The sequence below is a fragment of the Chryseolinea sp. H1M3-3 genome, assembly GCF_029360725.1.
Classification (GTDB): Bacteria; Bacteroidota; Bacteroidia; order Cytophagales; family Cyclobacteriaceae; genus Chryseolinea.
This window is the reverse complement of the sequence record NZ_JARKMY010000002.1, coordinates 729616-753606: the sequence shown is the minus strand read 5'-3', so window position 1 is coordinate 753606 and position 23991 is coordinate 729616. Positions and strand designations below refer to the sequence as shown.

Genomic DNA, 23991 nt, shown 5'->3' with positions numbered 1-23991 from the left:
CATGAATAGAAATCTTCGATTTGCAGTAATCGGAACAGGCTTCTGGGCAAATTATCAAATTCCTGCATGGATGGAACTTGAAGGCGTGGAACTCGTTGCATTATACAATCGTACCAAACCAAAGGCAGAAGCACTGGCGCATAAATTCAAGGTACCGCGTGTATATGAATACATCGAGGACCTTTTAAAAAACGAAAAACTTGATTTTGTTGATATCATCACCGATGTTGATACGCACGCACCTTTTACAGAAATGGCTGCCAAAAAAAACATCGCCGTAATTTGCCAAAAACCTATGGCATCCAAACTTCACATCGCCAGGCAGATGGTAGACGTGTGTAAGCAAACAAAAACACCTTTTTATATTCATGAGAACTGGCGATGGCAGGCTCCCATACGGAAATTCAAAGAAATTCTAGATTCAAACATCATTGGAAAACCTTTCAAGGCGCGAGTGACATTTTGTTCCCGTTTTCCAGTATTCGACAACCAGCCTTTTTTAGCAGAGTTAAATGAATTCATTTTAACAGATATTGGATCTCACATATTAGATGTATGCCGTTTTCTTTTCGGGGAAGCGCGTACCTTACAGTGCCATACTTCAACAGTTAATTCCAAAATCAAAGGAGAAGACGTGGCAAATGTTTTTATGAAAATGCATAACGGAATGACTTGTTATGCAGAGATGTCGTATGCGTCTATTCTTGAGTATGAACCATTCCCGCAGACGTTCATCTTGGTAGAAGGTGCTCAAGGATCTATTCATCTTACCAAAGAGTATGAGCTCCATGTCACTACGCAAAGCGGTACTGACGTAGTCACTGCCAACCCGACGTTATATTCCTGGGTAGATCCGAAAAATGCGATGGTCCATTCAAGTATTGTCGATTGCAACCGTAATTTATTAAATGCTTTAACGGGTAAGGCACACGCCGAAACAACGGGGGAAGATAATTTCGAAACCGTAAGGTTAGTACATGCTTCGTATGCTTCGGCAAAAACGGATTCTATCATAGATCTTCAAACATTCTGATGGCTTCCCTCCTGCTTGACGATATCTCAAAACAATTTCCCGGCGTAAAAGCGTTGAGTAACGTATCAATGGAAATTCAGGCGGGTGAAATCCATGCCTTGTGCGGAGAAAATGGTGCCGGCAAAAGCACGTTGATGAATATACTTTCGGGCAATCTTCAGCCCGACGGCGGACGGATTTTATTGAACGATAAAGAAGTGTTGTTGCACAACCCGCAGGAAGCATTTGAAAATGGCATTGCCATCGTATACCAGCACCTGAGTTTGGTCGATAGCCTTAGCGTTGCCGAGAACATTTTCGCCAACCTCCAACCCAGAAACCGGTACGGGATAATTCAATTTAATACGTTGTATGAAAAGACCAATGCGCTTTTGCGGAAGCTAAAATTGTTTGATATAAACCCAAGAACATTGGTGGCTAAACTTTCTCCAGCCGAAAAGCAGATGGTAGAGATTGCCAAGGCGTTGTCAAAGGATCCATCGATCCTGATTTTGGACGAGCCGACAGCTTCTCTCACGGACAGAGAAACAAAAACATTGTTTGAAATTATTCAAACGCTAAAAACTAATGGCGTTTCCATCATTTACATCTCGCATCGGCTGAATGAAATATTTCTGCTATCAGATCGCGTTAGCATATTAAAAGATGGTCAATACCAGGGAACATTCGATTCGAAAGGCCTCACTAAAGAAACGTTGATTAACAAAATGGTAGGCCGTGAACTGAAGATCTTAAAAACATCCAGCTCGAAAAATGACAAAGTCCTATTAGAAGTTAAAAATATTAGCGGAGCGAAATTCAAGGACATTTCGCTGGTCGTTCACCAAGGTGAAATCGTCGGCCTAGCAGGTTTAATGGGTGCGGGACGAACCGAAATTGCACGCGCTGTCTTTGGTATGGACGAAATAAAATCAGGCGAAGTTCGGTTACGCAACAAGCCATTTCATCCGAGACATCCTGCCGCAGCTATTCGAGACGGCGTGGGATATGTCACTGAGGAGAGAAAAAACCTAGGGCTGTTTCCAGGCATGAGCATTCAGGATAATGTTGTTGCCGCCGGTCTAAACCGGATCATGCCTTCAGGATATTATAACACTGAAAAAGTAAAGCAGCTTGCCACAACAGCCAAAGAAAAACTTGGTGTTGTTTCATATACTCTCAAACAACCAGTGATCAATTTAAGTGGCGGCAATCAACAAAAAGTAATGCTGGCCAAATGGTTGCTCACAAATCCTGATGTTCTGATTGTCGATGAACCAACACACGGCATAGACGTTGGGGCAAAGTCTGAAATCTATCAGATTTTAAAATCTCTTGCTGAAGAAGGAAAAGGTATTCTCATAATATCCAGCGAGCTTCCAGAACTTATCGGATTGTGCGACAAAATTATTGTCATCAAAAATGGAAAGGTCGCAGGGGAGCTTTCCGGAGATAAAAAGACGGAGGAACAAATAATAAAGTTGGCGACCTGATATAATTACAAACAATATTTAGGAGGAGGGTAATCACTCCCGAAAAACAAAATACTAAAATGATTCAAAAAATACTTGAAGAGCGTGTATACTCGCTTGGTATTCTACTGGTGATTACAGCGTTGATTACGAGTGCCGTTTTTCCGGGTACTTTTCCTACATTCGAAAATTTCAGCCAGATCTTGCTTAATCTATCAATCGACACGATCGTCGCCGTTGGCATGATGTTGCTATTGATTTCAGGTGCCTTTGATTTATCGGTAGGTTCCATTGTTGCTTTTACAGGATGCCTCACAGCATATCTCATGCATTTTTTCAATATACCTGTACCCATTGCGTTAGCTGCTGGTCTTGCAAGTGCTTTTCTGATCGGATGGGTTAATGGCTATCTCATTGCGTATCAAAATATAAATCCAATGATTCAAACGCTGGCAATGATGGGAATAGTAAGGGGTTGCGCGCTGCTGGTGAGTGGGTCAGGAATTCAAAATCTTCCTTATTGGTTTAATGCCATCGGCCAATCTAAATTGCTGGGTGTTCAAATGCCCATCTGGTACATGCTCGCTACGGTTTTTGCGTTTACATTCCTTTTCAACAAAACAATTTTCTTTCGTCGGTACTATTACATCGGAGGAAATGAAAAAGCTGCTGACTTATCTGGCATACAGGTAAAGAAAATGAAAATGACCGGGTTTATAATTACTGCCGTGCTGGCCGGGTTTGCCGGAATACTTTTATCCTCGCGGCTCGGCGCTGCACTACCCACCATGGGTCGCGGTCTTGAATTGCGCGTCATTACTGCAGTCATTCTTGGCGGTGCGACATTAAGCGGAGGGTTTGGTAAAATTCCTGGCGCGTTACTCGGTGCGCTTTTCATGGGATTAATCTCAAACATCATGGTCATCGCGCGCGTGTCGGGATACTGGCAAGACATAATCCTGGGACTGATTCTCATCGGGACACTTTGGGTAGATAAGTATCTTCAAAAAGAATACGCAGGAGTTGTTTGACGTTACTGTAATGAAATTTTTTACCTTACTTTCTATGAATGAAAAACAACGCTATATCGAAATGCTGGTGCGACGGATTTTTATTGGCGCTATCATAGTTTTGTTTGGAAGCTGTGAGCTGCCACCCAGAAATGAAAACATAACCCGACATGACCTTGGGACAGATTTTGACTCCGTTGACATAGTTAACGAAGAATATGTGATGATCACCACGGCGGTGACAATGCCAATGTACGTAAACCATGATCAGGCCGCGTTTAAACGGTGGGGAAAAAAGATGAATGTGAAAGTATCCATTCTTGGGCCCGCTGATTGGGATGTACCTGCTCAAATAAATACTATCGAGGAGGTAATCGGAACACATCCTACTGGCTTGCTAATTAACGGAACAGATCCTGCAATAGCTCAGGTTATAAATAAGGCTGTAGCAGCAGGTATACCAACCGTTGTTTATGATTCTGATATTCCAAACTCAAAGCGTCATGCATTCCTCGGAACTGATTGGTATGAGATCGGAAAGATGCAAGGCGAAGAAATGGTTAAGCTCATTGCAGGAAAAGGAAAAGTCGCCTACATGGGCATATTAGGACTCACGAATATGGAACAAGGCTTTCTGGGTTTGCTCGATGTTCTTAAAAAATATCCAGAAATAGAGGTAGTGGGAAAATATGATGACAAAGCGAACGTGGAAGAAGCCGCCCGAATAACTTCAGATATTCTTGCAGCACATCCGGACATAGCCGGGATCTGTGGTTTCGATTCCAATTCCGGGCCGGGAATAGCCTTAGCCGTTCGTGAAGCTGGAAAAACAGGAAAAATAAAAATCACAACCGTAGATTGGGAACCAGAACATCTACAGCTATTGAAGGATGGTGTTATTCAAATGCTGGCAGGACAAAAACGTGAACTGTTCACGTGGTACGGCGCTCAATTCTTGTATGATATGGTGCACCGGACAAACCCGCTGGCTCAAAATGATGCAAAGGCGGGCATCACCAGCGTTCCTTATATCATTAATACCGGGTTACTTAAAATAACGCCGGAAAATGTAGATCAGTTTATCAAACGTTAATTTTGAATATGATAAGTTCAACCTCCACTACTACCGCGCTCCGCGAACTCCAGACACTTAAAGCAGGTGTATTTTCACTTGGATATCTGAACGGATTCATTCGTCACATCCACTATGGCGATATCGAAGTTGTTCGTAGTGTATACATGGCGTTGCGTGATCAAAACTGGAATACTTTTGAACACACCATTGAAAATGAAATAATTGATGATCAGGGAGATCATTTCACAATCGAATACGATTGCTATTATGAGGTGCAAGAACAAAGAATATTTTCCTGGCACGTGTTGATTACTGGTTTGGCAAATAGTGTGGTAACCTTTGAAGTTCAAGGTAAGGCAATCACCGATGTATTGAAGAACCGCGCAGGTATTTGCGTTTTACATCCCATAAAACATACAGCAGGTAATCCATGCGAGTTGCTGCATCCAGACGGATCACGGATTAAGAAATTTTTTCCCACTACGATCTCTGCGGACAATCCTTTTAAAAATTTGAAAGGTTTTCGCTGGCGCTGCCAGTATGAATGGTATGTCCTAGAATTTGAAGGAGACATCTTTGAAACCGAAGATCAGCGTAATTGGTCCGATGCTTCCTATAAAACATTTTGCACGCCGCTGGACAAACCTTTTCCCGTTCAACTCAAAGCAGGCGACAACGTGCACCAAAAAATAACCTTCAAAGCAGAATCCGAATTATTGCCTATCCCCAATTTAAACAAGCCGGTGGAAATTATCGCCTTGGAGCGAAAGTCAAAACTACCTGCAATCGGTATTGCTGCCTCAACCGAAGTTGAGGTGCTTTCAGAGGAAATGCTGCAATTACTTCATGCCTTGAGATTAAGTCATTATCGTATAGAAGTGCGGCCTTCAGCCCCAGATTGGATTGAAAAATTTACACTGGATTGCCAAAATGCTACTGCCCTGAAGTTACCGCTTGAAATAGGTTTACACATAGCTGACATAAAAGAGTTAGGTCAGTTTTATCAAATGGTAAATCAACTCAAAGCCAGTGTGAAACAAATCATCTTGCTAAGTACAGATCAGCCAGCTACCGATCCGACACTCGTTCGCGAATTCACATCCATAAAAAACCATCTTCCTTCCACACTGATTGGCGCCGGTACGGATCACAACTTTCGTGAATTAAACTGCAATAGATTTGATGGGAATCTTCTTGACTTCATCAGCTACAGCATTGATCCGCAAGAGCACGCCACCGACGATTTGACGATAATCGAAAATATTGGCGCACAATCAGACACAGTTGAGTCCGCCCGTGCCTTATATGGACAAAGAAAGGCTGTGCATGTATCGTCACTAACTTTGCGCAAACGATTCAATCCTGCCGCGACCGTCAGCAAAGACAAATTCTTGTCTAATGATAAAAAAGCTGATCCCCGGCAACAAACACCTTTTACAGCAGCCTTTACGTTGGGAAGTATAAAAACACTGGCCCATGCAGATGCTAACTCGGTTACTTATTATCAGACAGTAGGAAGACAGGGGGTAATTTCTTCTGCAGGAAAAAAGTATCCGGTCTATGATGTTTTGAAAGAGATCTTATCAGACGAAAAACAAGAGATAGTTCATACCGAAAGCAATAATCCTTTGTATTGCGATGGCCTGCTATTAAAAAGCCAAAACAGTTTCAAACTTATTCTTGTGAATTACACCGATTCACCACAAAGAGTAATTTTTAGAAAAGACGAGTTCTTACTAACACCTTACGAAATTAAAGTTCAACATATTCACTGAAGGCAAGAGATAGGTCTAAGACATCAGTGTAATTTAAAAATTACCGTACTAGACTTTCTCCTTCCTAAACCAAATAGGCGCTGCCACAAACCAAAGGAAAGTCCCAGCAGTCATTAGCTTTTTGTGTAGATCCAATTCAATCGTTCCATTAAACACAAGGATGGATGGAACAATTGTAAGGCCTAATGCAATTATAGCAAGAACAGACATGAGCATTTTCATACGGCAGCTTCGGTTAATATTTTTCGTTGTAATGACTTACTCAGAGCGACGTACAAAATGATAGCGACGAACCATCCGGGCAACCCCAGGAAAAATATTTCTACACCCGCGAACATATTGAGGCCTAAACAAAATGCAAGCGTCAATGTCCAAGTAAGTGCAGCGGCAATGTTAAACTCCGTACCCGCGCGCCATGCATAGTCAGGCAAAAAACCAATTCGTTTCGCCAAATAGAAATCAGCAAAAATAATTGCTCCCATGGGCATGAGGATCAATCCATACAACGCTACAAAATCCAGTAGTCTCATTACCAATGCCGGAAAACAAGCCGCAATGGTTGTAACCAATCCAACCACGAGGGTAACTTTCCATGTCGTTGTTTTGGGCATCATTGCTTGTATAGCTAAGCCTGCTCTGTAGATAGTTGGATTCGCCGTAGTCCATCCGGCGATCACTACACACGCCGCTCCGGCAAAACCCGCGGCATAAAACGAAACGGGGCCAGGAGCAAATTCTCCTGTATTTTTTTGAAGGTATACAGCATAAAGGATTCCAGAAGCCATCCAAGCCAGAAAGTGTCCAACAAACATACCCGAGGCAGACGTAAATCCATGCGTCCACTTTTTAGCATAACGTAGTATCGACATGTCTGCCATACCGATGTGCATGGCCATGTTACAGAACCATGCGAAGAACATTACATGCCAGAAAGTAAATTTATCCTGGCCTTCGAGGGGAATCCCTGTCCAAATTACGCTCTTGGCAACTCCCCAAAAATCACCCGGCGACGTGACCCCGAGTTCGGGTAGCACAGCCAACGCTGAAGCCAAAAAAACACCAATCATCCACGGGGCCGCAACATTGGCGAATCTGGCAATGCGCTCATATCCTAGAATAGCAACAAGCGTAATTACTGTCCCTACAGCAAAGACCGTTAGTACCCATCCTATGCTGGTCGGGTACATATCGGTAAGTTTGGGCATTGGAAAATTAAATGGGATGCCAATTGCAGTCGCTGACACAGCAATCATTGAACCCGCCAAAAAGCAAAACATGAGGCCGTTCACCAAATTATAGATGCGCGTCAGATTAATACCGCAGATCTTCTCTAGTTGATAGTATAAGGTAAGCCTGACTTTCGTAGCAATGGGCGCACAAAGGAACGCCCAGCTTAGAACTGCAAGGAAATTGCCCACGAGCAAACCACCTACGAGGTCAGCGGCACCGACACCATGCGCTACAAACAGCGGCCCGATGACATATTCTGTGCCTGCAGTGTGTTCTCCGGCATACATGCCAATAAAACTTCCGGATGATTTAAGAGCTGAAGCAGGAATGGGCTCGCGCTCATATTCATTAACTTCCGCTAACTGCTGCTTTAAAGTTTTGGCCATAGGTAAATAATGGAAAATTAAGCTTCTAAGCCAAACTTTGGTGTCCTGTGGTTATACGCACGCATGTGTGCATGACAACACAGGACACCCCTTCGTGTATTAATATATTACTTGTTTATTGGTTAGGTACCTCCAGCCGGGGCCGCTTGTCTTTTTTAAGATGAGCGGTCAGGAGGTCCTTTCTTTATACTGAAGTCCGAAACTTCAGTTTTTTTTTGATCTTTCCCCAAACCTTCAAACATTGAACAGACAAGCCGCTACGCTGATATTTGATATTGGCAAAACCACTAAAAAGGTTCTGCTCTTCGATATAGATTTTCATGTGTTGGAGGAGGAAACCACAACCTTCAGTGAAATAAATGATGATGATAACTTCCCATCCGAAGACTTACCTGCGCTTAGTCAATGGGTAATTGAGAGATTGAATCATTTTCTAAGGCATCCGAAATACCTTATTACACATATTAATTTTTCAGCTTACGGCGCCAGCCTGGTACACATTTCAAAAACCGGTGATCCTATAAAATTCTTTTATAATTATCTTAAGCCTTTTCCAGAAGATTGTAAACGAGATTTTTTAGCAAAGTATAACACGGAGGACGACCTGTCCATAAATACAGCATCTCCCTTTCTTGGATTATTGAATTCAGGGCTTCAACTGTATTGGTTAAAATGCAAAAAGCCGGCACTTTTTTCAACTATTGAAACATCCTTGCACTTTCCTCAATACTTTACTTACCTGTTGACTAAAAAGAAGTTTTCAGAAGTAACGAGCATAGGTTGTCATACACTGCTCTGGGATTTTAAAAAACAAGGCTATCATCACTGGGTCAAGGCCGAACATTTACAGGAACTGTTTCCTGTTATTCACCACGCAGACCATACCACTGATTATGTTCAAAACGGTATGCATATAAAAGTTGGAGTGGGTGTTCACGACAGCTCAGCTGCATTGATGCCATATCTGGTTGTGATGAAGGAGAAGTTTCTTTTGTTATCAACCGGCACCTGGAATATTTGCTTCAATCCGTTTAACGATCAGTTACTTACCCATCGTGAATTGACGCAGGATTGTTTGTGTTATCTGACATTCGAGGGTAAACCAGTGAAAGCTTCCCGGATTTTTCTAGGTCATGAACACGAACTTCAGCAAAAAGCGCTGGCAGCACATTATAACCTTGACAAGGATTATTATAAGAATATCGCCTTCAATCCAGAATGTTATTCCCGCTTAAGAAATGCTAATTCGTTTGTAGACTTTCAGCCGCTGGGAATGGAGGGAACAGGGCCGGAGTTACATTCCTCGAACCTTTCCATTGATTATTCAAGGTTTAAAGATTTTGAAGAGGCTCAACATCAGTTGGTAAGTCAACTCGTACGGTGGCAAAAGATTTCAATCGATTTGATTGACCCGAACGGCCAGATACAAAATGTCATTGTAGTAGGAGGATTCACAAAAAGTAAATTATTTCTGGAAATCATGAAAAGGGAGCTTCCTGAAAGAAAAATATTAATTTCTGACCACCCTCGTGCAACAGCGCTCGGAGCCGCCTGGCTTGTAACCGGAAAAAATGCCTATGCGGGCAAAACGGCGCAGGTAAATGTAAATGCCGTCTAGTTTTTTAGGAAAATATAACTCTCTGATGTTTAGTGAAAACGATAGCACCGGCACTTGCAATCGTTAGAACAAGTTTGAATACCCAAAAAGTTTTTCCTATATTTTTGTTTTTAAAGGATCTTCTTTGACCCGGTTGTAACACCAAATTAAACCTAAGCTTATGTTTGAAGGATTTTTAACGATTGATGAAGGATCAAAAATTCCGAAGTATCAACAAGTCGTTGATACAATTGTATCAGATATTGAACTGGGAATTGTAAAGGTGGGCGACAAAATACCATCTATTAATGAGACCAGTGAAGAATATTATTTATCGCGCGACACTGTTGAAAAGGCGTATAAGATTTTACGCAAGCGAGGAATTATCACTGCTGTCCGGGGTAAAGGGTTTTATGTTTCGAGTACAGGCAAAAATGAAGAGCGAAGGGTTTTATTGATGTTCAACAAACTAAGCGATCATAAAAAAACTATCTACAACTCTTTCGTAAAGAATGTCGGAGAAGGATTTACGGTTGACTTGCAGGTGCATAATGCAGATAGCCGTACGTTGGAGAAAATAATTATTGAAAGCCTAGGGCGTTACGATTATTACGTGCTCATGCCCCACTTACGTCATGAAACAGAAAGTGTTAAAGCGGCCATCAATAAAATCCCTAAGGAACGTTTGATTTTATTAAACAAAGATATGGAGGGAATTGACGGAGACTACGGCTGTGTCTTTGAAGATTTTGAACTCGATATTCATCAAGCGCTTTACACGGGTATTGATAAGATAAAAAGATACAATAAACTTGTTTTAGTGTTCCCTACCGACAATTATTACTGTGCAGGTATATCCCAGGGGTTTGTGAATTTTTGTGAAGCTGAAGGTTTCAACTATGAAATCATTGAACGCGTGGGACAACGTGAATTAAGTGAGGGTGAATTATATATCGTTATCGAAGAGGTTGATTTGGTGGAGTTGATAAAAAAATCAAATGCACAAAATCTAAAACTTGGAGAGGATATCGGAACCATTACTTACAACGATACTCCGTTTAAAGAAATCCTGGCGGGAGGTATTACAGTACTCAGTACTGATTTTAATAAAATGGGCGAAACTCTTGCCGATATGATTAAGAACAGAAAGCGGACCAAAATTAAAAATCCGTTTACCCTTATTATTAGAAATTCGATCTAAAGAATTCAACGCTGGTAGTGGTTCCAAGAAGCCACTACCTCGTTTAAATGCGCGACCGGGATCCATTGCTTGCAGCGCAATGGTTTGTTAATCACTTTTGAACAAAGTCAATTTCCTAGCTGCGCCTCCCTACTATTTACAACTTGATCTGCCGCGGATTTCAAATCCCTTGCGTATCTTTGCAGCTTATTTTGTTTACAACATGATTGCTGCTAATAATCTTTCGCTCCAGTTTGGGAAAAGAGTCTTATTTGATGACGTAAATATCAAATTTACCGGCGGTAACTGCTATGGAGTTATCGGTGCCAATGGAGCCGGAAAGTCAACCTTTCTTAAAATTTTGTCCGGCGAAGTCGATCCTACCCGAGGTTCAATCAGCATCGAACCGGGAAAACGCATGGCAGTTCTTCGCCAAAATCACCACGAATTTGATGAAGCGCCTGTATTGGATACTGTCATGATGGGGCACTCCAAACTTTGGAGTATAATGAAAGACAAAGATGCCATTTACGAAAAGGCTGATTTCTCGGAGGCCGATGGAATTCGCGCTTCTGAGTTGGAAGCTGAATTTGCTGAAATGAATGGTTGGAATGCTCAATCTGATGCCGCAGCCCTTCTTAGCGGATTAGGCATTGATGAAGAAGAACATTTTAAGCTTGTAAAAGAATTAAATGGTAACCAAAAAGTCCGGGTGCTTTTGGCCCAAGCGATATTTGGTAATCCCGATATCTTAATCTTGGATGAGCCTACCAACGATCTTGACATCCATACAATCACCTGGCTTGAAGACTTCTTACTTGAATTTAAGAATACCGTTATTGTCGTATCTCACGATCGTCACTTCTTAGATACAGTATGTACGCACATTGTTGATATCGATTTTAGCGCCATCAAATTATTTACAGGTAATTATTCTTTTTGGTATCAATCCAGTCAGCTAGCACTTTCTCAACGTTCGTCTTCCAATAAAAAAGCAGAGGAAAAAAAGAAAGAGCTTCAAGAATTCATTGCTCGTTTTAGTGCAAATGCGTCCAAATCGCGTCAGGCGACAAGTCGTAGAAAGTTGCTTGAAAAAATTAACGTGGATGATATCCAGCCTTCTACGCGCCGGTATCCTGCCATTATATTTCAACAAAAACGAACGGCTGGAGACCAGATTCTGCATGTAGAAAATCTGGGATATTCCCTGAATGGAAATACGCTGTTTAAGAATCTAGACTTTTTTGTCAACAAAGGGGATAAAATTGCTTTTCTGAGCAAAGACAGCCTGGCGATAACGTCGCTGTTCCAAATTTTGGTTAATGAAATCAAACCAGAGAAGGGAACTTTTAAATTTGGTCAAACTATTACGACTGCTTATTTGCCTAACAATAACGAGCAATACTTCAAGTCGAATGACAACTTGATTGACTGGCTCAGGCAATTCGCGGAAGACGAAAATAAAGACGAGGTCTACATCCGCGGTTTCCTTGGAAAAATGCTTTTCTCAGGAGAAGAAGTTTTTAAAAAATGCAATGTTTTATCGGGTGGCGAAAAAGTTCGCTGCATGGTGTCAAGAATGATGTTAGCCGGAGGCAATGTGCTGATTCTTGACGAACCAACGAATCATTTGGATTTGGAATCGATCACCGCGTTTAACAATGCTTTAAAAGATTTTCCTGGTACAGTGCTCTTCACCTCGCACGATCATGAGTTCACCCAAACTGTTGCCAACAGGATTATTGAAATTACACCAAACGGCTTCATCGATAAGCTTATGTCGTACGACGAATATATTACCAGTGAGAAAGTATCAGAGCAGAAAGTGTTGCTTTACGCCTAATTATTTTGTGGTTGCAGTGAGTGACAATCCTTCACTGCAACCATAATAGATTTTGCGGAATGAATTGTTACTTATCTTCTCCTTCAGCTGCTTGTCCCGCCCGCGCATAAACGTACCTCGTCGACGGAGATGTTCCCTCTTTGGATTGCATAGTCAATATGCCATTTCTAATAGTGATATTGTATTCACTTAAGTTTGGCGTATTAACCGCTGAGGATGTCTCACTTTTTTGCTGACTTTCTAGATACAATACGGAATGATTTTCATTCAAGCGGTACGACCCATTATCTTCGTCCTCTGCCTGCAACTTATAAGTTCCGTCTTCATTAAACTCTATTGAAGATTGACGCTCAGCGTTAGGGTTGGCAGTGATTTCCCGGCTACCGGCATAAACTTTCTGCAGCTGCCATTTACCGACGATGCTCTCGATTGCCTTTTGCGGCCCTTCGGTGGATTGTTGAGCTGAAACTTTGAAAACAAGTAACCCCAAAATAAAAGGCAGAATAAAAAGGGACTTTTTGACTATCATAAAAGTATGTTAAGATGTTTGTAGTTATACAGGCGTAAAAATCATGCCTTGTTTTTTAAAAGCGAAATTGGAATTTCCAGCGCATATCTGTGGAGCATTAGTATCACTCACTTGCGTAATGATTCCACATGATGAAGATAAATTTTACCCTTGAATGTGGAGCTTGAGCCCCTCTACCAGAATTTCCTCAATGAGTTTCCCACCTCGCATTCGCAGAATTCGCTGGGTTCGTTGTGCCAGTTCAAGATTATGGGTTACAAGCACTAGTGTAGTACCTTTCTCTTTATTCATTCCAAAAAGTAATTCCGTAATGTGGGTTGCGTTTTCCTCATCAAGGTTTCCGGTGGGCTCATCTGCAAAAAGAATTTTGGGATCCGTAATGAAGGCTCGCGCCATGGCTACTCGCTGTTGCTCTCCGCCCGACAATTGTGACGGATAATGATGAAGTCTATCAGAAAGTCCTACGCGGGCTAAAAGATCCTTCGCTTTTTGATTAACATTTCGTTCACCTCTTAATTCAAGAGGAACCATCACATTTTCCACCGCCGTCAAAGTTGAGAGCAACTGAAAATTCTGGAAAACAAAACCTACATATTGATTACGGACATAAGCCCTGTCGTCTTCACTCATGGCATTAAGCTTAAAGCCCATTAACGAAACAACACCAGACGTGGCGGTATCGAGACCAGCGCAAAGCCCTAATAAGGTAGTTTTACCGCTCCCGGAAGGCCCGATGATAGCGAGCGAATCACCTTGTTCAACAGTGAATGAAACATTATCCAGCACGATAAGCTCTTTATCGGCGGAACGATATATTTTTGTTAGGCTTTCAGCTTGCAGAATTGGAGTTGACATGGTTTTTGTTTGAATCAATACTTTGGTGAAGACGTTAATACATCAAAAATGTTTCTGAGTTGGATAAAAGACGAAATTCATTGTTTCTATGGGGATAAAAACGCTTGTTATTGCTTTTCTTTTAAGTCTTTTCAGCTATGATCCGGCTCCAAAAGTAATTCTTTTTTATGGGGATAGCCTTACGGCGGGGTACGGTTTATCGCCGGAAGAAGCTTTTCCCGCCCTGGTGGAAAAAAAATTAAACCAACAAAAGAAAGTTGCGAGAGTGATAAATGCGGGACTCAGCGGTGAAACATCGGCGGGTGGTCTCAATCGCCTGGATTGGGTTATTCGCCAACCAATCGATGTTTTTGTTTTAGAACTCGGTGCCAACGATGGATTACGGGGCTTGCCGCTGGATCAAACAAAGAGGAATTTGCAGCTCATCATCGATAAGGTGAAGGCCAAGTTTCCTAACGTGAAAATCATAATTGCGGGAATGATGGTTCCTCCTAACATGGGACCCGAATACACTGCTAATTTCAGAAAAATATTTCCGGAACTCGCGAAAAAAAATAACGCTACCCTGATTCCATTTTTGTTGCAGGATGTGGCGGGCAACGAAAAGCTAAACCTTAATGATGGCATACACCCAAACCCGGACGGTCACAAAATCGTGGCTGAAAACGTAGTCAAGGTGCTAGAACCGTTGCTCAAATGACTTGCTATTTGATTTTTAGAAGTCCAAAGTCCATGGCATAAATCACAAATTCTGTCGGTGATTTTATGTTTAGTTTTCTTATAATGCTTTTCCGGTGAGTTTGCACGGTGTGTGGGCTTAAGAACAATTTTTCAGCAATAGCCAAGCTGGAATGGCCATGGGCAATTAATTTGAGAATTTCTGTCTCGCGTGTTGTCAGACCCGATGTTTCCATTTCCGGTTCGACTCCGAAACGTTTCTCCATGATAATATCGAGAATTTTATGGCAAAAGAACTTTTCTCCTTTGGCGGTGGATTGAACAGCCATTCCAACTTCCTGGAGGCTGCAGTCTTTCGTAATATAGCCCTTCACTCCTAATTGCAGCGCATCAAGGATAGTTGCTTTGTTATTATCCGCTGATAAAATAAGGACATTGGTCCTTGAAGAAACAGACATCGCGTTTCGGATGTCGTCTAGTGTCACATATCCAGGTATATTATAATCGACAATTAAAAGGTCGGGATGAGTTTTTTCCATCATGATCACGAGTTGTTCCCCGTGTGCCACCTTTCCCACAATTTTAATCTCCTGTTTGTCAAGAAGAAATGATTCTAAACCTGCGGCAGTCAAGGGTTGTTTATCAGCAAGCAAGGCATCAATCTTCATTGTATACTTGGAATAGACTACAAGTCTATTCGTTATTTAGAATTAATCCAAATAATATATTTGCAATGGTGGGGTTTTGACCTTTTCTGTTACCTTTAATTTTTAGACTGTCCTAACAAATTATAGCGATGAAAAAACAAACTTATACCCCAGCCCGCTCGATTACACCGGAAATTGAAGACATGCTCAACAAACAGATCGTGATGGAAGGCAAATCTTCAGCAGCATATCTTTCCATGGCTTCTTGGTGCGATACAAAAGGCTTCGAGGTGTCTGCAGAATTTTTGTACAAACACTCAGAAGAGGAACGCATGCACATGTTAAAACTTTTCCGTTATGTAAATGCAGCCGGTGGCCATGCCCTTCAACCCGAAATTGCCGGTATCAAACACACCTTTGGAACACTTCGGGAAGTATTTGAATCAGTGCTGACCCATGAAATTGAAGTAACAAAGTCCATCAACAACATTGTGGACCAATGCTTACAGATCAAAGATTTTGCAACATTTAACTTCTTACAATGGTATGTTAATGAACAACGTGAAGAAGAAACACTTGCACGCAGAGCTGTTGAAATCTTTGATATTATCGGCGAAGAAGGCGTGGGTCTATGGATGATTGATCAGGAAGTTGGCAAGCTCGAATCGTACGCTGCGCGAATCTCCGGAAAGTTATAAAGGCATTCCGACGTTCATATTTTAGATTGTGGTTTCAGGTTCCTTGGTTTATGAGTGCTTGCTTAGTGAGCCAGGACCTGAAACTACGATCCCATTATTTCTCTCAATATTAGTCTGAACTCATTCAGCATCATAGCCGTGGCGCCCCAGACAACTTCGTCTTCAATTTTGAAGTGAGGAGCTTGCATGCGGTATTGACCGGCGGCGAGGACCTCTGTTATCATAACAGCATCATCCTTTATCAATTCATTTACTGTGCCACTTAAGATCTTTGCAACTTCATAAGAATCCGGGATAAAAACAGGTCTGTACGGAATTGCCGCAACGACTGGCGTTATTAAGAAATTACTGGGTAGAACATGAAATTCAGTTAATCTGCCGAGAACATTAACGTCAGGGCTATACACACCGATTTCTTCATTTGCTTCCCGCAACGCTGTTTGAATAGAATCTTCACCTGGTTCAGTTTTTCCGCCGGGCAAGCTCACTTGTCCACCGTGGGCGCCCGCATACTCAGGTCGTTTTATCAATGGAAATTTGATTTCACCTTGGTCTTCATACAGTAAAATCAATACACTTCCGGATCTTGGCTGCTCATCGGTTTTGAATTTCGGTCGAACCGGGCCAACCGGAGTTGCCCGGAGTGGTTCATGTGCGAGTGCCGAGGGAAGCTCACGTTCCAACCGTTGAATAAGACTATTAATCAATCGCGAATACATGATACGATTTCATTTGCATTTAGATTCAAACGCATGTTTACTAAGTTCTTCGCGTTCCAATGCTTTTGAATAATAATCGCAAGCTTGTTTTGCGTCATTCTTTTTCAGAAACGCATCTCCTAAAAACAAGTTTACTTTTTCGATAAAAGGATCACTCGACTCAGCCCGTTTGAGAAGCCTGATTGCATCGTCATGATTACCAGACATGAGATAATAAACTCCCTTATTCCTGTAAGCCCAACCGTTGTAAGGATCAAGCGTAATGCTCAAGTCGATGTCATTCAGCGCCATTTCCATTTTATTTAATAGTAGGTAAACGTAGCCGCGGTTATTCAAAAAATATGGATCTTTTGGCTGAATAGAAAGTGCCTTAGCCAATAACGCTAGCGCCTCATCATAATTTCCCAGCTCGACTTCAACCATAGCAAGCGCATTCAGTGCGTTTGCTTCCTGTGGATTAATTTCAATGGCATGTTTCAAATAATGGCGTGCGCTGTCATACTGTCTTTTATAGTAATGCACGGTACCAATATTCACAAGAATTTCATTATTGCCTTTATCCAAGTTTTCCGCTTCCCGAAAGGAATGCAACGCGTCATCAAATTTACGCATACGAGTATGAATAAGTCCCTGTAAAAAATAGCCAGCCGCGGTATCTGGCTTATTTTTAAACACCGTCTCCAGATCTTTTAATGCATTGTAATATTCTTTCAACTCATAGGCTGTGTTTGCCCGGTTAAAATAACCATCGATGAAGTTAGGGTTACACCCTACAGCCGTACTATAGTATTCAAGCGCCTCAGCATACTTCATTTGATTGAAGTATAGTGTACCCAAATTATTCCAGGCATCAGCGAAACAAGAATCAAGCTTAATAGCCTCTTTCAAAAAGCGTTCAGCCTGTTCAACATTTTGTTTAGCAACCATGTCGTTACTTTGGATCAGGAAACGCTGCAGCTTTGTCTCCTTGCTATCGAGGCACGAAACGAGCACGATGCCGACTATCCAGTATAATTTTCTCATATCTGTACACGAACAATATCAGTACAATATTGAATGATCAATCGTTCGCGCTGGTAATTTTACCTTTTTATTATGTTTTTATAGAAGTAAATTTTGAGAATTTGAAAGCATTTGATTTATTTGTACCCGTTAAGACAATGAACAAAGTATCCAACATCGGCTTGCACCATCATCATCATGTAAATTGCATGTGTGGCAAGACTATGTTTTGATCTAACTATAAGAGATTTAAAAAAAGGCTTGTCGCGGTTTGTGGCAAGCCTTTTTTATTGCTGACTCTTGCCTAACGGTTGGCAGCTTGATGTCGGTATTAAAGTTAAACTAACTAAAATAAATCCTTGGCAATACAATAGCCAAGGTCAATACGTATGAGTACACTGCTTCGCATAGCAATTCAAAAATCAGGGAGACTACAGGAGGGTTCACTTGCACTTTTAAAGGAGAGTGGACTTTCGTTTAGCAATGGAAAAGATCAACTTAAAACTCAGGCCAGAAATTTTCCTGTTGAAGTACTCTTTCTTCGCGATGATGATATACCACAATACGTTGAAGATAAAGTCGCGGATGTTGGTATCGTTGGAGAGAATATCGTAGCAGAGAAACAAAAGAAAAATGAAATTGTAAAACGGCTTGATTTTGCCAAATGCAGACTCTCCATCGCCGTTCCACGTGCCGAAACGTACGCAGGAATACAATCCTTAAATGGAAAAAATATTGCCACCTCCTACCCCAACATTGTAAAAGCTTTTTTATCGAAGAATAACGTTACAGCAGGAATACATGAAATTAGTGGTTCAGTTGAGATTGCTCCAGGCATAGGGTTAGCAGATGCAATTTGTGACATCGTTAGCACGGGCAGCACACTTTTAAGCAATGGATTAAAAGAGGTTGAAACCGTACTCCAATCGGAAGCTGTCATCGTTGCTAATCCGGAATTAGATCCCGAAAAACAAAAAATTCTTGATAAACTTCTATTCAGGATTGAAGCCGTTAAAAAGGCGAAGAACAATAAGTATATTCTCATGAATTGCCCGGATACAGCCATTGAAAAAATCACGACAGTGATACCTGGTATGAAAAGTCCGACCATTGTACCCCTAGCCCGCAAAGGCTGGAGCTCGCTTCATTCTGTTGTCGACGAAAATGACTTCTGGGAAAAAATAGATCTGCTTCGAGAATGTGGTGCCGAAGGGATTTTAGTGATACCAATTGAGAAAATGATTGTCTGATTTAACAACGCTTCGAACTTCAACTCTTCCCTACATGAAAATATTCAACAATCCTCCTAAAGAAACATGGCCGGAACTTTCACAACGTCCTCAACTGGAGTTGGAATTTTTGGATAGCGCTGTAAGAAATGTTTTGAATCGTGTTAAGAAATCCGGCGATAGCGCATTGAGAGAATTGACGTTACAGTTTGACAAGGTTATTATTGAAAACCTCCGTGTTACAGACGACGAAATACAAGAGGCCATAAAATTAACTTCACAGGAGTTACAAAAATCCATTAAAACAGCGGCATCAAATATTGAAAAATTTCATGCAGCCCAACAAAGAGATTCTGTACCCGTGGAGACAACGCCAGGGGTACTGTGCTGGAGGAAATCTGTCGCTATTGACAAAGTTGGTATTTATATACCGGGAGGTTCTGCCCCACTTTTTTCAACCGTGCTGATGCTTGGTATTCCGGCTAGGCTGGCAGGTTGTAAGGAAGTCGTTTTATGTACGCCGCCAGATGCGTTAGGAAAAATTAATTCGGCCATTTTGTTTGCGGCACAACTTGTCGGTGTAACTAAGATCTTTAAGGTTGGTGGTGCGCAGGCCATTGGCGCTATGGCCTATGGAACCGAAAGTATTCCGAAAGTTTACAAGATCTTTGGTCCCGGAAATCAATACGTAACTAAAGCTAAGCAACTCGTAATGGAAGACGGCGTTGCCATTGATATGCCAGCAGGTCCGTCAGAAGTACTTGTAATGGCTGATGATTCGTCAAACCCCGCTTTTGTCGCTGCCGATCTGTTGTCTCAGGCGGAACATGGAGAAGATAGCCAGGTAATATTGGTTGTCGACAAAGAATCACTTATTGCGCCGATACGAAAAGAAATAGAAAAGCAAATTGCTAATCTTCCTCGTAAGGCAATTGCAGAACGTTCTTTAGTAAATAGTCGCGTCATTTTATTTGAGAATAAAAAAGAAGCCATTGCCTTTGTGAACGAATATGCGCCTGAGCACTTAATCATCAATACTGAAAATATCGACGAAATAGTGTCCGAGATTACAAATGCAGGTTCTGTTTTTTTGGGCAACTATTCCCCGGAAGCTATTGGTGATTACGCGTCAGGAACCAACCACACCCTACCAACCAATGGTTACGCCAAAGCTTTTGCAGGTGTGGCATTAGAGAGTTTCACCAAGTATATCACCTATCAACAGCTAACCCAGCAAGGCATTATGGCGCTTGGCCCAATCGTAGAACAAATGGCTGAAGCTGAACAGCTCATGGGGCATAAGATGGCTGTTAGCGTTAGACTGGAAAGTTTAAGAAATAAGTAAACTCAAAATGACAGTAAAGAAAGCACCGATCATGCGCAATAAACTCCGTGTTGAAGATGTTTTGAAACTGGTACGAAAAAACATCGTGCAGATGAAGCCTTATTCATCAGCACGCGATGAGTTCAAAGGTGAAGCTGAAATCTTTTTAGATGCCAACGAAAATCCATATCCTACTGGTTACAACAGATATCCTGATCCTTTGCAGTGGCGAATAAAAGAGAAGCTGTCACTATTAAAACATGTCCAGCCCGAACAGATTTTTTTAGGCAATGGCAGCGATGAAGGCATTGATCTGGTTATCCGCGCATTTTGCGAGCCTTACAAAGATTCCATCATAATTACAGACCCAACGTACGGCATGTATGCTGTTTGTGCAGCGTTAAATGCTGCACCGCTAATAAAAGTACCTTTAACATCTAATTTTGACTTAGATGTTGAATCGCTTTTAGATGCGGTAACAAACGAAACTAAGGTTATCTTTTTATGTAGTCCTAATAATCCCACTGGAAATTTATTAAGCCGTGAAAAGATTTTGCGAGTGTTAGATCAGTTTCCTGGCATTGTAGTGATAGACGAAGCCTATATTGATTTCACATCGTCTGCTAGTTTCACCGAACTAATAAATTCTTATCCTAATTTGATCGTGCTCCAAACGTTTTCCAAAGCATGGGGTTTGGCGGGATTGCGACTAGGGATGGCGTTCGGAGCCAAAGAGATCATCGGGGTCTTGAATAAAATCAAATATCCATATAACGTAAATATTCAAACGCAGGAGATTGTTTTGAAAGCGTTGGACAATGTCAACGTGAAAGAAAATGCTGTTAGGGAAATCATTGAACAAAGAAAACAATTAGCTCAAGAACTGCTGACACTTTCAATAACAGAGGAAGTATATCCATCAGATTCTAATTTTCTGCTTGTTCGTGTTAAAGATGCTCCTGCGACCTATCAATATTTAATGGAAAGAAAAATAATTGTGCGTGACCGATCTAAAGTAACACTGTGTAAAAATTGCATCCGCATAACAGTAGGTACGCCGCAGGAGAATAGAAACCTTATCACTGCCTTGAAAAACTTATGAAGAAAGTATTGTTTATTGACCGTGATGGTACGCTGATCATCGAGCCATCAGACAATCAGATTGATAGTCTGGAAAAGCTTGAGTTTTTCCCAGGTGTTTTTTCATGGCTGAGTAAGATTGCGTCAGAAACGGATTTTGAATTGGTCATGGTGAGCAACCAGGATGGCTTAGGTACCTCCAGTTTTCCGGAAGAAACTTTTTGGCCAGCCCACAATAAACTCATGAAGACGCTGGAAAATGAAAGCATTAATTTTGCTGCAGTCTTAATTGATCGTTCCTTACCGAGTGAGAATAAAAACACTCGTAAACCCGGGATCGGTATGCTCACGCATTATCAAACTGCGCAGTACGATTTAAAAAATTCATACGTCATTGGGGACCGCGTTACAGATGTGCAGCTTGCAAAAAATCTGGGAACAAAGGCGATACTTATTAATGACGGCACGCTGAGAAAAGACGTCGATGAAAAAGGTCTTGGTAAATATTGCGCTTTAATGACCACAAGTTGGAGGGATATCTATCAGTTACTTTGCAATCCTGCCCGTATCTCATCTGTTGTGCGCGTGACAAAAGAAACCGATATACAGATAGCCATCAACCTTAATGGACAAGGCAAGTCGAGCATCAACACTGGAATTGCTTTCTTCGATCACATGCTCGATCAACTTTCAAGGCATGGTAACCTGGATCTTAACATTCAAGTGAAAGGTGACTTGCATATTGATGAACATCATACTATTGAAGACACCGCACTGGCTTTGGGAGAGGCTTTTCTAAAAGCGTTAGGAGACAAACGCGGTATCGAGCGCTATGGCTTCTGCTTACCTATGGATGATTGCCTTGCACAAGTCGCCATTGATTTCGGAGGGCGTCCCTGGCTCGTTTGGGAAGCAGATTTTAAACGTGAGAAGATTGGGGAAATGCCAACCGAAATGTTTTACCATTTCTTTAAATCATTTTCGGATACCGCGAAATGCAATTTAAATATCAAAGCGGAAGGTACTAACGAACACCATAAGATAGAAGCCATCTTTAAGGCTTTTGCCAAAGCGATAAAAATGGCAGTGAAGAAAGAAGGGAATTTGTTACCATCAACAAAAGGAGTAATTTAATAGGACTGAGATAAGGAGTCCGAATCACTCTATAAAAACATTAGTGCCCAAGTATATTGCGAACCGTCAAACCTTAGCGAGATCTTGAACGAGAATGTTTAGAGTATAAAAATTTGTCGCAATTCATAACACTGACCTATGAAGCTCGCCATTATTAAATATAACGCCGGTAATATCCAATCCGTCTCATTTGCCCTTGAACGTCTCGGCATAGATTTCAATATAACAGATAACCCGGAGGATATTCAAAAAGCCGACAAAGTCCTTTTCCCAGGTGTAGGTGAAGCAAGTACCACCATGAATTACTTGCGGTCGCGAAAGTTAGATCAGCTCATTACGTCCTTAAAACAACCTGTTCTTGGAATTTGCCTAGGCATGCAGTTGATGTGTAAATATTCCGAAGAAAATAACACAACATGTCTGGGGATTTTTGGTGAAACCGTCAAACAATTTATTCCGCAAAGTGATATGAAAGTCCCACACATGGGCTGGAATAATCTATCGCTCACCAACGGCTGGCTTGATCCTGCTATTGAATCGCAGTTTGCTTATTTTGTTCACAGCTACTATGTTCCTGTAAATGAAAATACTTCCGCCATTACAGAATACATCAATCCATTTAGTGCTGCCATGCATCAAAATAACTTCTATGCAGTTCAATTTCATCCTGAGAAATCCGCAGCGACTGGTGAATTGGTATTAAAATCTTTTCTTAAAGTATGACCGGAAATGCGAATTGACCACTTATCGTTTTTAAAAGCATTCGACCAAAACTTATCATTCAGTGAAAATTTTTAGAAAATGAGAATCATTCCTGCCATAGATATCATTGATGGAAAATGTGTCCGCCTTACCCAGGGCGATTACAATCAAAAAAAAATCTACAACGAAAATCCTGTTGACATGGCTAAACAGTTTGAAGATGCAGGATTAAAATATCTTCACCTTGTAGACTTGGATGGCGCAAAAGCAGGTACGGTAGTAAACTGGAATGTAGTCGAGGCTATTTGCACCCAAACTTCTCTCATTGTTGATTTTGGTGGAGGTATTAAAACGGAAGATCAAATAAAGCAGCTTGTTAGTTATGGTGTACAACAAGTAAATCTTGGAAGTATAGCAGTCAAGGATCCCAATCTGGTATCTGAATGGATTGAGAAATTCGGAAACGAAAAAATTATCTTAAGTGCAGATGCAAAAAATGAAATGATCGCTATTAGCGGATGGGTGGAAGATTCCGAAATACTTATCACAGATTTTCTCAGAGATTATATTCATAAGGGTATAGAATATGTTACCTGCACAGACATCAGCACCGATGGAATGTTGACAGGCCCGAATGTAGAGTTGTATACAAAAATACTTCTGACGTTTCCACAACTAAACCTTATTGCAAGCGGCGGCGTCAGTTGCCTGGAAGATTTGCATGATTTAAATCAAATAGGGGTTGACGGCGTGATTGTTGGAAAAGCTATATATGAAGGAAGAGTCGAATTAAAAGAGTTGCGTAATTTTTAAT

General features: G+C 41.4%; 22 protein-coding genes. 16 read left to right on the top strand and 6 right to left on the bottom strand.

Annotation, left to right across the window (positions count from 1 at the left end):
- Position 1: 1 nt before the first annotated feature.
- The 5 genes from P2W71_RS10725 to P2W71_RS10705 are packed head-to-tail and all read left to right on the top strand — an operon-like array spanning position 2 to position 6344.
- Positions 2–1033, top strand: coding sequence for a Gfo/Idh/MocA family oxidoreductase (locus P2W71_RS10725; RefSeq protein WP_276370673.1), 1032 nt, complete (start codon positions 2–4; stop codon positions 1031–1033).
- Entirely contained in the window at positions 1033–2505 is a 1473-nt protein-coding gene (locus P2W71_RS10720; protein WP_276370670.1) for a sugar ABC transporter ATP-binding protein, read from the top strand. The genes P2W71_RS10725 and P2W71_RS10720 overlap by 1 nt, the downstream gene beginning before the upstream one ends.
- A gap of 59 nt (positions 2506–2564) precedes the next feature.
- Positions 2565–3515 carry an ABC transporter permease gene (locus tag P2W71_RS10715; protein WP_276370668.1) on the top strand — a complete coding sequence of 317 codons (951 nt, stop codon included), beginning with the start codon at positions 2565–2567 and terminating at the stop codon, positions 3513–3515.
- A gap of 34 nt (positions 3516–3549) precedes the next feature.
- On the top strand, positions 3550–4587 hold the full coding sequence (locus P2W71_RS10710) for a substrate-binding domain-containing protein (RefSeq protein WP_276370665.1): 1038 nt from the start codon (positions 3550–3552) through the stop codon (positions 4585–4587).
- An 8-nt stretch (positions 4588–4595) separates the two neighbouring features.
- Positions 4596–6344, top strand: coding sequence for a hypothetical protein (locus P2W71_RS10705; protein ID WP_276370664.1), 1749 nt, complete (start codon positions 4596–4598; stop codon positions 6342–6344).
- Positions 6345–6562: 218 nt separating this feature from the next.
- On the opposite strand, the gene P2W71_RS10700 is transcribed toward P2W71_RS10705, so the two are convergent.
- Positions 6563–7960 (bottom strand): hypothetical protein, encoded by a 1398-nt coding sequence (locus P2W71_RS10700; RefSeq protein WP_276370663.1) that lies wholly within the window; start codon positions 7958–7960, stop codon positions 6563–6565.
- Positions 7961–8201: 241 nt separating this feature from the next.
- Here P2W71_RS10700 and P2W71_RS10695 point away from each other — a divergent pair, with 241 nt between their 5' ends.
- The 3 genes from P2W71_RS10695 to P2W71_RS10685 all read left to right on the top strand — a co-directional run bounded on the left by P2W71_RS10695 (position 8202) and on the right by P2W71_RS10685 (position 12580).
- Complete coding sequence (locus tag P2W71_RS10695; protein WP_276370662.1) at positions 8202–9578, top strand: FGGY family carbohydrate kinase; 1377 nt, start codon at positions 8202–8204, stop codon at positions 9576–9578.
- 160 nt (positions 9579–9738) lie between these two features.
- Positions 9739–10758, top strand: a complete 1020-nt coding sequence (locus P2W71_RS10690; RefSeq protein WP_276370661.1) for a GntR family transcriptional regulator — start codon at positions 9739–9741, stop codon at positions 10756–10758.
- Positions 10759–10960: 202 nt separating this feature from the next.
- On the top strand, positions 10961–12580 hold the full coding sequence (locus P2W71_RS10685; protein ID WP_276371730.1) for an ATP-binding cassette domain-containing protein: 1620 nt from the start codon (positions 10961–10963) through the stop codon (positions 12578–12580).
- Between the two features lie 67 nt (positions 12581–12647).
- On the opposite strand, the gene P2W71_RS10680 is transcribed toward P2W71_RS10685, so the two are convergent.
- Together P2W71_RS10680 and P2W71_RS10675 are read right to left on the bottom strand one after the other, a co-directional pair.
- A complete protein-coding gene (locus tag P2W71_RS10680; RefSeq protein WP_276370660.1) occupies positions 12648–13109 on the bottom strand; it encodes a DUF5004 domain-containing protein in 462 nt (153 codons plus the stop codon).
- Positions 13110–13253: 144 nt separating this feature from the next.
- The gene (locus P2W71_RS10675) at positions 13254–13964 is read right to left on the bottom strand and encodes an ABC transporter ATP-binding protein (RefSeq protein WP_276370659.1); all 711 of its coding nucleotides are present in this window, start codon (positions 13962–13964) and stop codon (positions 13254–13256) included.
- A gap of 88 nt (positions 13965–14052) precedes the next feature.
- Between P2W71_RS10675 and P2W71_RS10670 the strand changes: the two genes are divergently transcribed.
- Positions 14053–14664: an arylesterase gene (locus P2W71_RS10670; RefSeq protein ID WP_276370656.1), complete on the top strand. Its 612-nt coding sequence runs from the start codon at positions 14053–14055 to the stop codon at positions 14662–14664.
- Positions 14665–14668: 4 nt separating this feature from the next.
- Here P2W71_RS10670 and P2W71_RS10665 read toward each other — a convergent pair whose 3' ends face one another.
- Positions 14669–15310 carry a response regulator transcription factor gene (locus tag P2W71_RS10665; protein ID WP_276370653.1) on the bottom strand — a complete coding sequence of 214 codons (642 nt, stop codon included), beginning with the start codon at positions 15308–15310 and terminating at the stop codon, positions 14669–14671.
- Between the two features lie 128 nt (positions 15311–15438).
- On the opposite strand from P2W71_RS10665, the gene P2W71_RS10660 reads away from it, so the two are divergent.
- Positions 15439–15987 carry a ferritin gene (locus P2W71_RS10660; RefSeq protein ID WP_276370650.1) on the top strand — a complete coding sequence of 183 codons (549 nt, stop codon included), beginning with the start codon at positions 15439–15441 and terminating at the stop codon, positions 15985–15987.
- An 83-nt stretch (positions 15988–16070) separates the two neighbouring features.
- Here P2W71_RS10660 and P2W71_RS10655 read toward each other — a convergent pair whose 3' ends face one another.
- A complete protein-coding gene (locus P2W71_RS10655) occupies positions 16071–16706 on the bottom strand; it encodes a CoA pyrophosphatase (RefSeq protein WP_276370647.1) in 636 nt (211 codons plus the stop codon).
- A gap of 9 nt (positions 16707–16715) precedes the next feature.
- Positions 16716–17729: a tetratricopeptide repeat protein gene (locus P2W71_RS10650; RefSeq protein WP_276370644.1), complete on the bottom strand. Its 1014-nt coding sequence runs from the start codon at positions 17727–17729 to the stop codon at positions 16716–16718.
- A 368-nt stretch (positions 17730–18097) separates the two neighbouring features.
- Between P2W71_RS10650 and hisG the strand changes: the two genes are divergently transcribed.
- The 6 genes from hisG (at position 18098) to hisA (ending at position 23990) form a co-directional block, all read left to right on the top strand.
- Complete coding sequence (gene hisG / locus P2W71_RS10645) at positions 18098–18958, top strand: ATP phosphoribosyltransferase (RefSeq protein ID WP_276370641.1); 861 nt, start codon at positions 18098–18100, stop codon at positions 18956–18958.
- 34 nt (positions 18959–18992) lie between these two features.
- Positions 18993–20282 carry a histidinol dehydrogenase gene (gene hisD / locus P2W71_RS10640; RefSeq protein WP_276370639.1) on the top strand — a complete coding sequence of 430 codons (1290 nt, stop codon included), beginning with the start codon at positions 18993–18995 and terminating at the stop codon, positions 20280–20282.
- A gap of 7 nt (positions 20283–20289) precedes the next feature.
- On the top strand, positions 20290–21363 hold the full coding sequence (gene hisC, locus P2W71_RS10635) for a histidinol-phosphate transaminase (RefSeq protein ID WP_276370637.1): 1074 nt from the start codon (positions 20290–20292) through the stop codon (positions 21361–21363).
- Positions 21360–22475 (top strand): bifunctional histidinol-phosphatase/imidazoleglycerol-phosphate dehydratase HisB, encoded by a 1116-nt coding sequence (gene hisB, locus P2W71_RS10630; RefSeq protein ID WP_276370635.1) that lies wholly within the window; start codon positions 21360–21362, stop codon positions 22473–22475. Before hisC ends, hisB begins: the two co-directional genes overlap by 4 nt.
- 138 nt (positions 22476–22613) lie before the next feature.
- Entirely contained in the window at positions 22614–23198 is a 585-nt protein-coding gene (hisH, locus tag P2W71_RS10625) for an imidazole glycerol phosphate synthase subunit HisH (protein WP_276370633.1), read from the top strand.
- A gap of 78 nt (positions 23199–23276) precedes the next feature.
- Positions 23277–23990 (top strand): 1-(5-phosphoribosyl)-5-[(5-phosphoribosylamino)methylideneamino]imidazole-4-carboxamide isomerase, encoded by a 714-nt coding sequence (gene hisA / locus P2W71_RS10620; RefSeq protein WP_276370631.1) that lies wholly within the window; start codon positions 23277–23279, stop codon positions 23988–23990.
- Position 23991: the final 1 nt, after the last annotated feature.

What these genes read in the sequence shown, in the direction of transcription:
- P2W71_RS10725 (WP_276370673.1), top strand. Translation starts at nt 2, where the DNA reads ATGAATAGAAATCTTCGATTTGCAGTAATCGGAACAGGCTTCTGGGCA.
- P2W71_RS10720 (WP_276370670.1), top strand. Translation starts at nt 1,033, where the DNA reads ATGGCTTCCCTCCTGCTTGACGATATCTCAAAACAATTTCCCGGCGTA.
- P2W71_RS10715 (WP_276370668.1), top strand. Translation starts at nt 2,565, where the DNA reads ATGATTCAAAAAATACTTGAAGAGCGTGTATACTCGCTTGGTATTCTA.
- P2W71_RS10710 (WP_276370665.1), top strand. Translation starts at nt 3,550, where the DNA reads ATGAATGAAAAACAACGCTATATCGAAATGCTGGTGCGACGGATTTTT.
- P2W71_RS10705 (WP_276370664.1), top strand. Translation starts at nt 4,596, where the DNA reads ATGATAAGTTCAACCTCCACTACTACCGCGCTCCGCGAACTCCAGACA.
- P2W71_RS10700 (WP_276370663.1), bottom strand. Translation starts at nt 7,960, where the DNA reads ATGGCCAAAACTTTAAAGCAGCAGTTAGCGGAAGTTAATGAATATGAG.
- P2W71_RS10690 (WP_276370661.1), top strand. Translation starts at nt 9,739, where the DNA reads ATGTTTGAAGGATTTTTAACGATTGATGAAGGATCAAAAATTCCGAAG.
- P2W71_RS10685 (WP_276371730.1), top strand. Translation starts at nt 10,961, where the DNA reads ATGATTGCTGCTAATAATCTTTCGCTCCAGTTTGGGAAAAGAGTCTTA.
- P2W71_RS10680 (WP_276370660.1), bottom strand. Translation starts at nt 13,109, where the DNA reads ATGATAGTCAAAAAGTCCCTTTTTATTCTGCCTTTTATTTTGGGGTTA.
- P2W71_RS10675 (WP_276370659.1), bottom strand. Translation starts at nt 13,964, where the DNA reads ATGTCAACTCCAATTCTGCAAGCTGAAAGCCTAACAAAAATATATCGT.
- P2W71_RS10670 (WP_276370656.1), top strand. Translation starts at nt 14,053, where the DNA reads ATGGGGATAAAAACGCTTGTTATTGCTTTTCTTTTAAGTCTTTTCAGC.
- P2W71_RS10665 (WP_276370653.1), bottom strand. Translation starts at nt 15,310, where the DNA reads ATGAAGATTGATGCCTTGCTTGCTGATAAACAACCCTTGACTGCCGCA.
- P2W71_RS10660 (WP_276370650.1), top strand. Translation starts at nt 15,439, where the DNA reads ATGAAAAAACAAACTTATACCCCAGCCCGCTCGATTACACCGGAAATT.
- P2W71_RS10655 (WP_276370647.1), bottom strand. Translation starts at nt 16,706, where the DNA reads ATGTATTCGCGATTGATTAATAGTCTTATTCAACGGTTGGAACGTGAG.
- P2W71_RS10650 (WP_276370644.1), bottom strand. Translation starts at nt 17,729, where the DNA reads ATGAGAAAATTATACTGGATAGTCGGCATCGTGCTCGTTTCGTGCCTC.
- hisG (WP_276370641.1), top strand. Translation starts at nt 18,098, where the DNA reads ATGAGTACACTGCTTCGCATAGCAATTCAAAAATCAGGGAGACTACAG.
- hisD (WP_276370639.1), top strand. Translation starts at nt 18,993, where the DNA reads ATGAAAATATTCAACAATCCTCCTAAAGAAACATGGCCGGAACTTTCA.
- hisC (WP_276370637.1), top strand. Translation starts at nt 20,290, where the DNA reads ATGACAGTAAAGAAAGCACCGATCATGCGCAATAAACTCCGTGTTGAA.
- hisB (WP_276370635.1), top strand. Translation starts at nt 21,360, where the DNA reads ATGAAGAAAGTATTGTTTATTGACCGTGATGGTACGCTGATCATCGAG.
- hisH (WP_276370633.1), top strand. Translation starts at nt 22,614, where the DNA reads ATGAAGCTCGCCATTATTAAATATAACGCCGGTAATATCCAATCCGTC.
- hisA (WP_276370631.1), top strand. Translation starts at nt 23,277, where the DNA reads ATGAGAATCATTCCTGCCATAGATATCATTGATGGAAAATGTGTCCGC.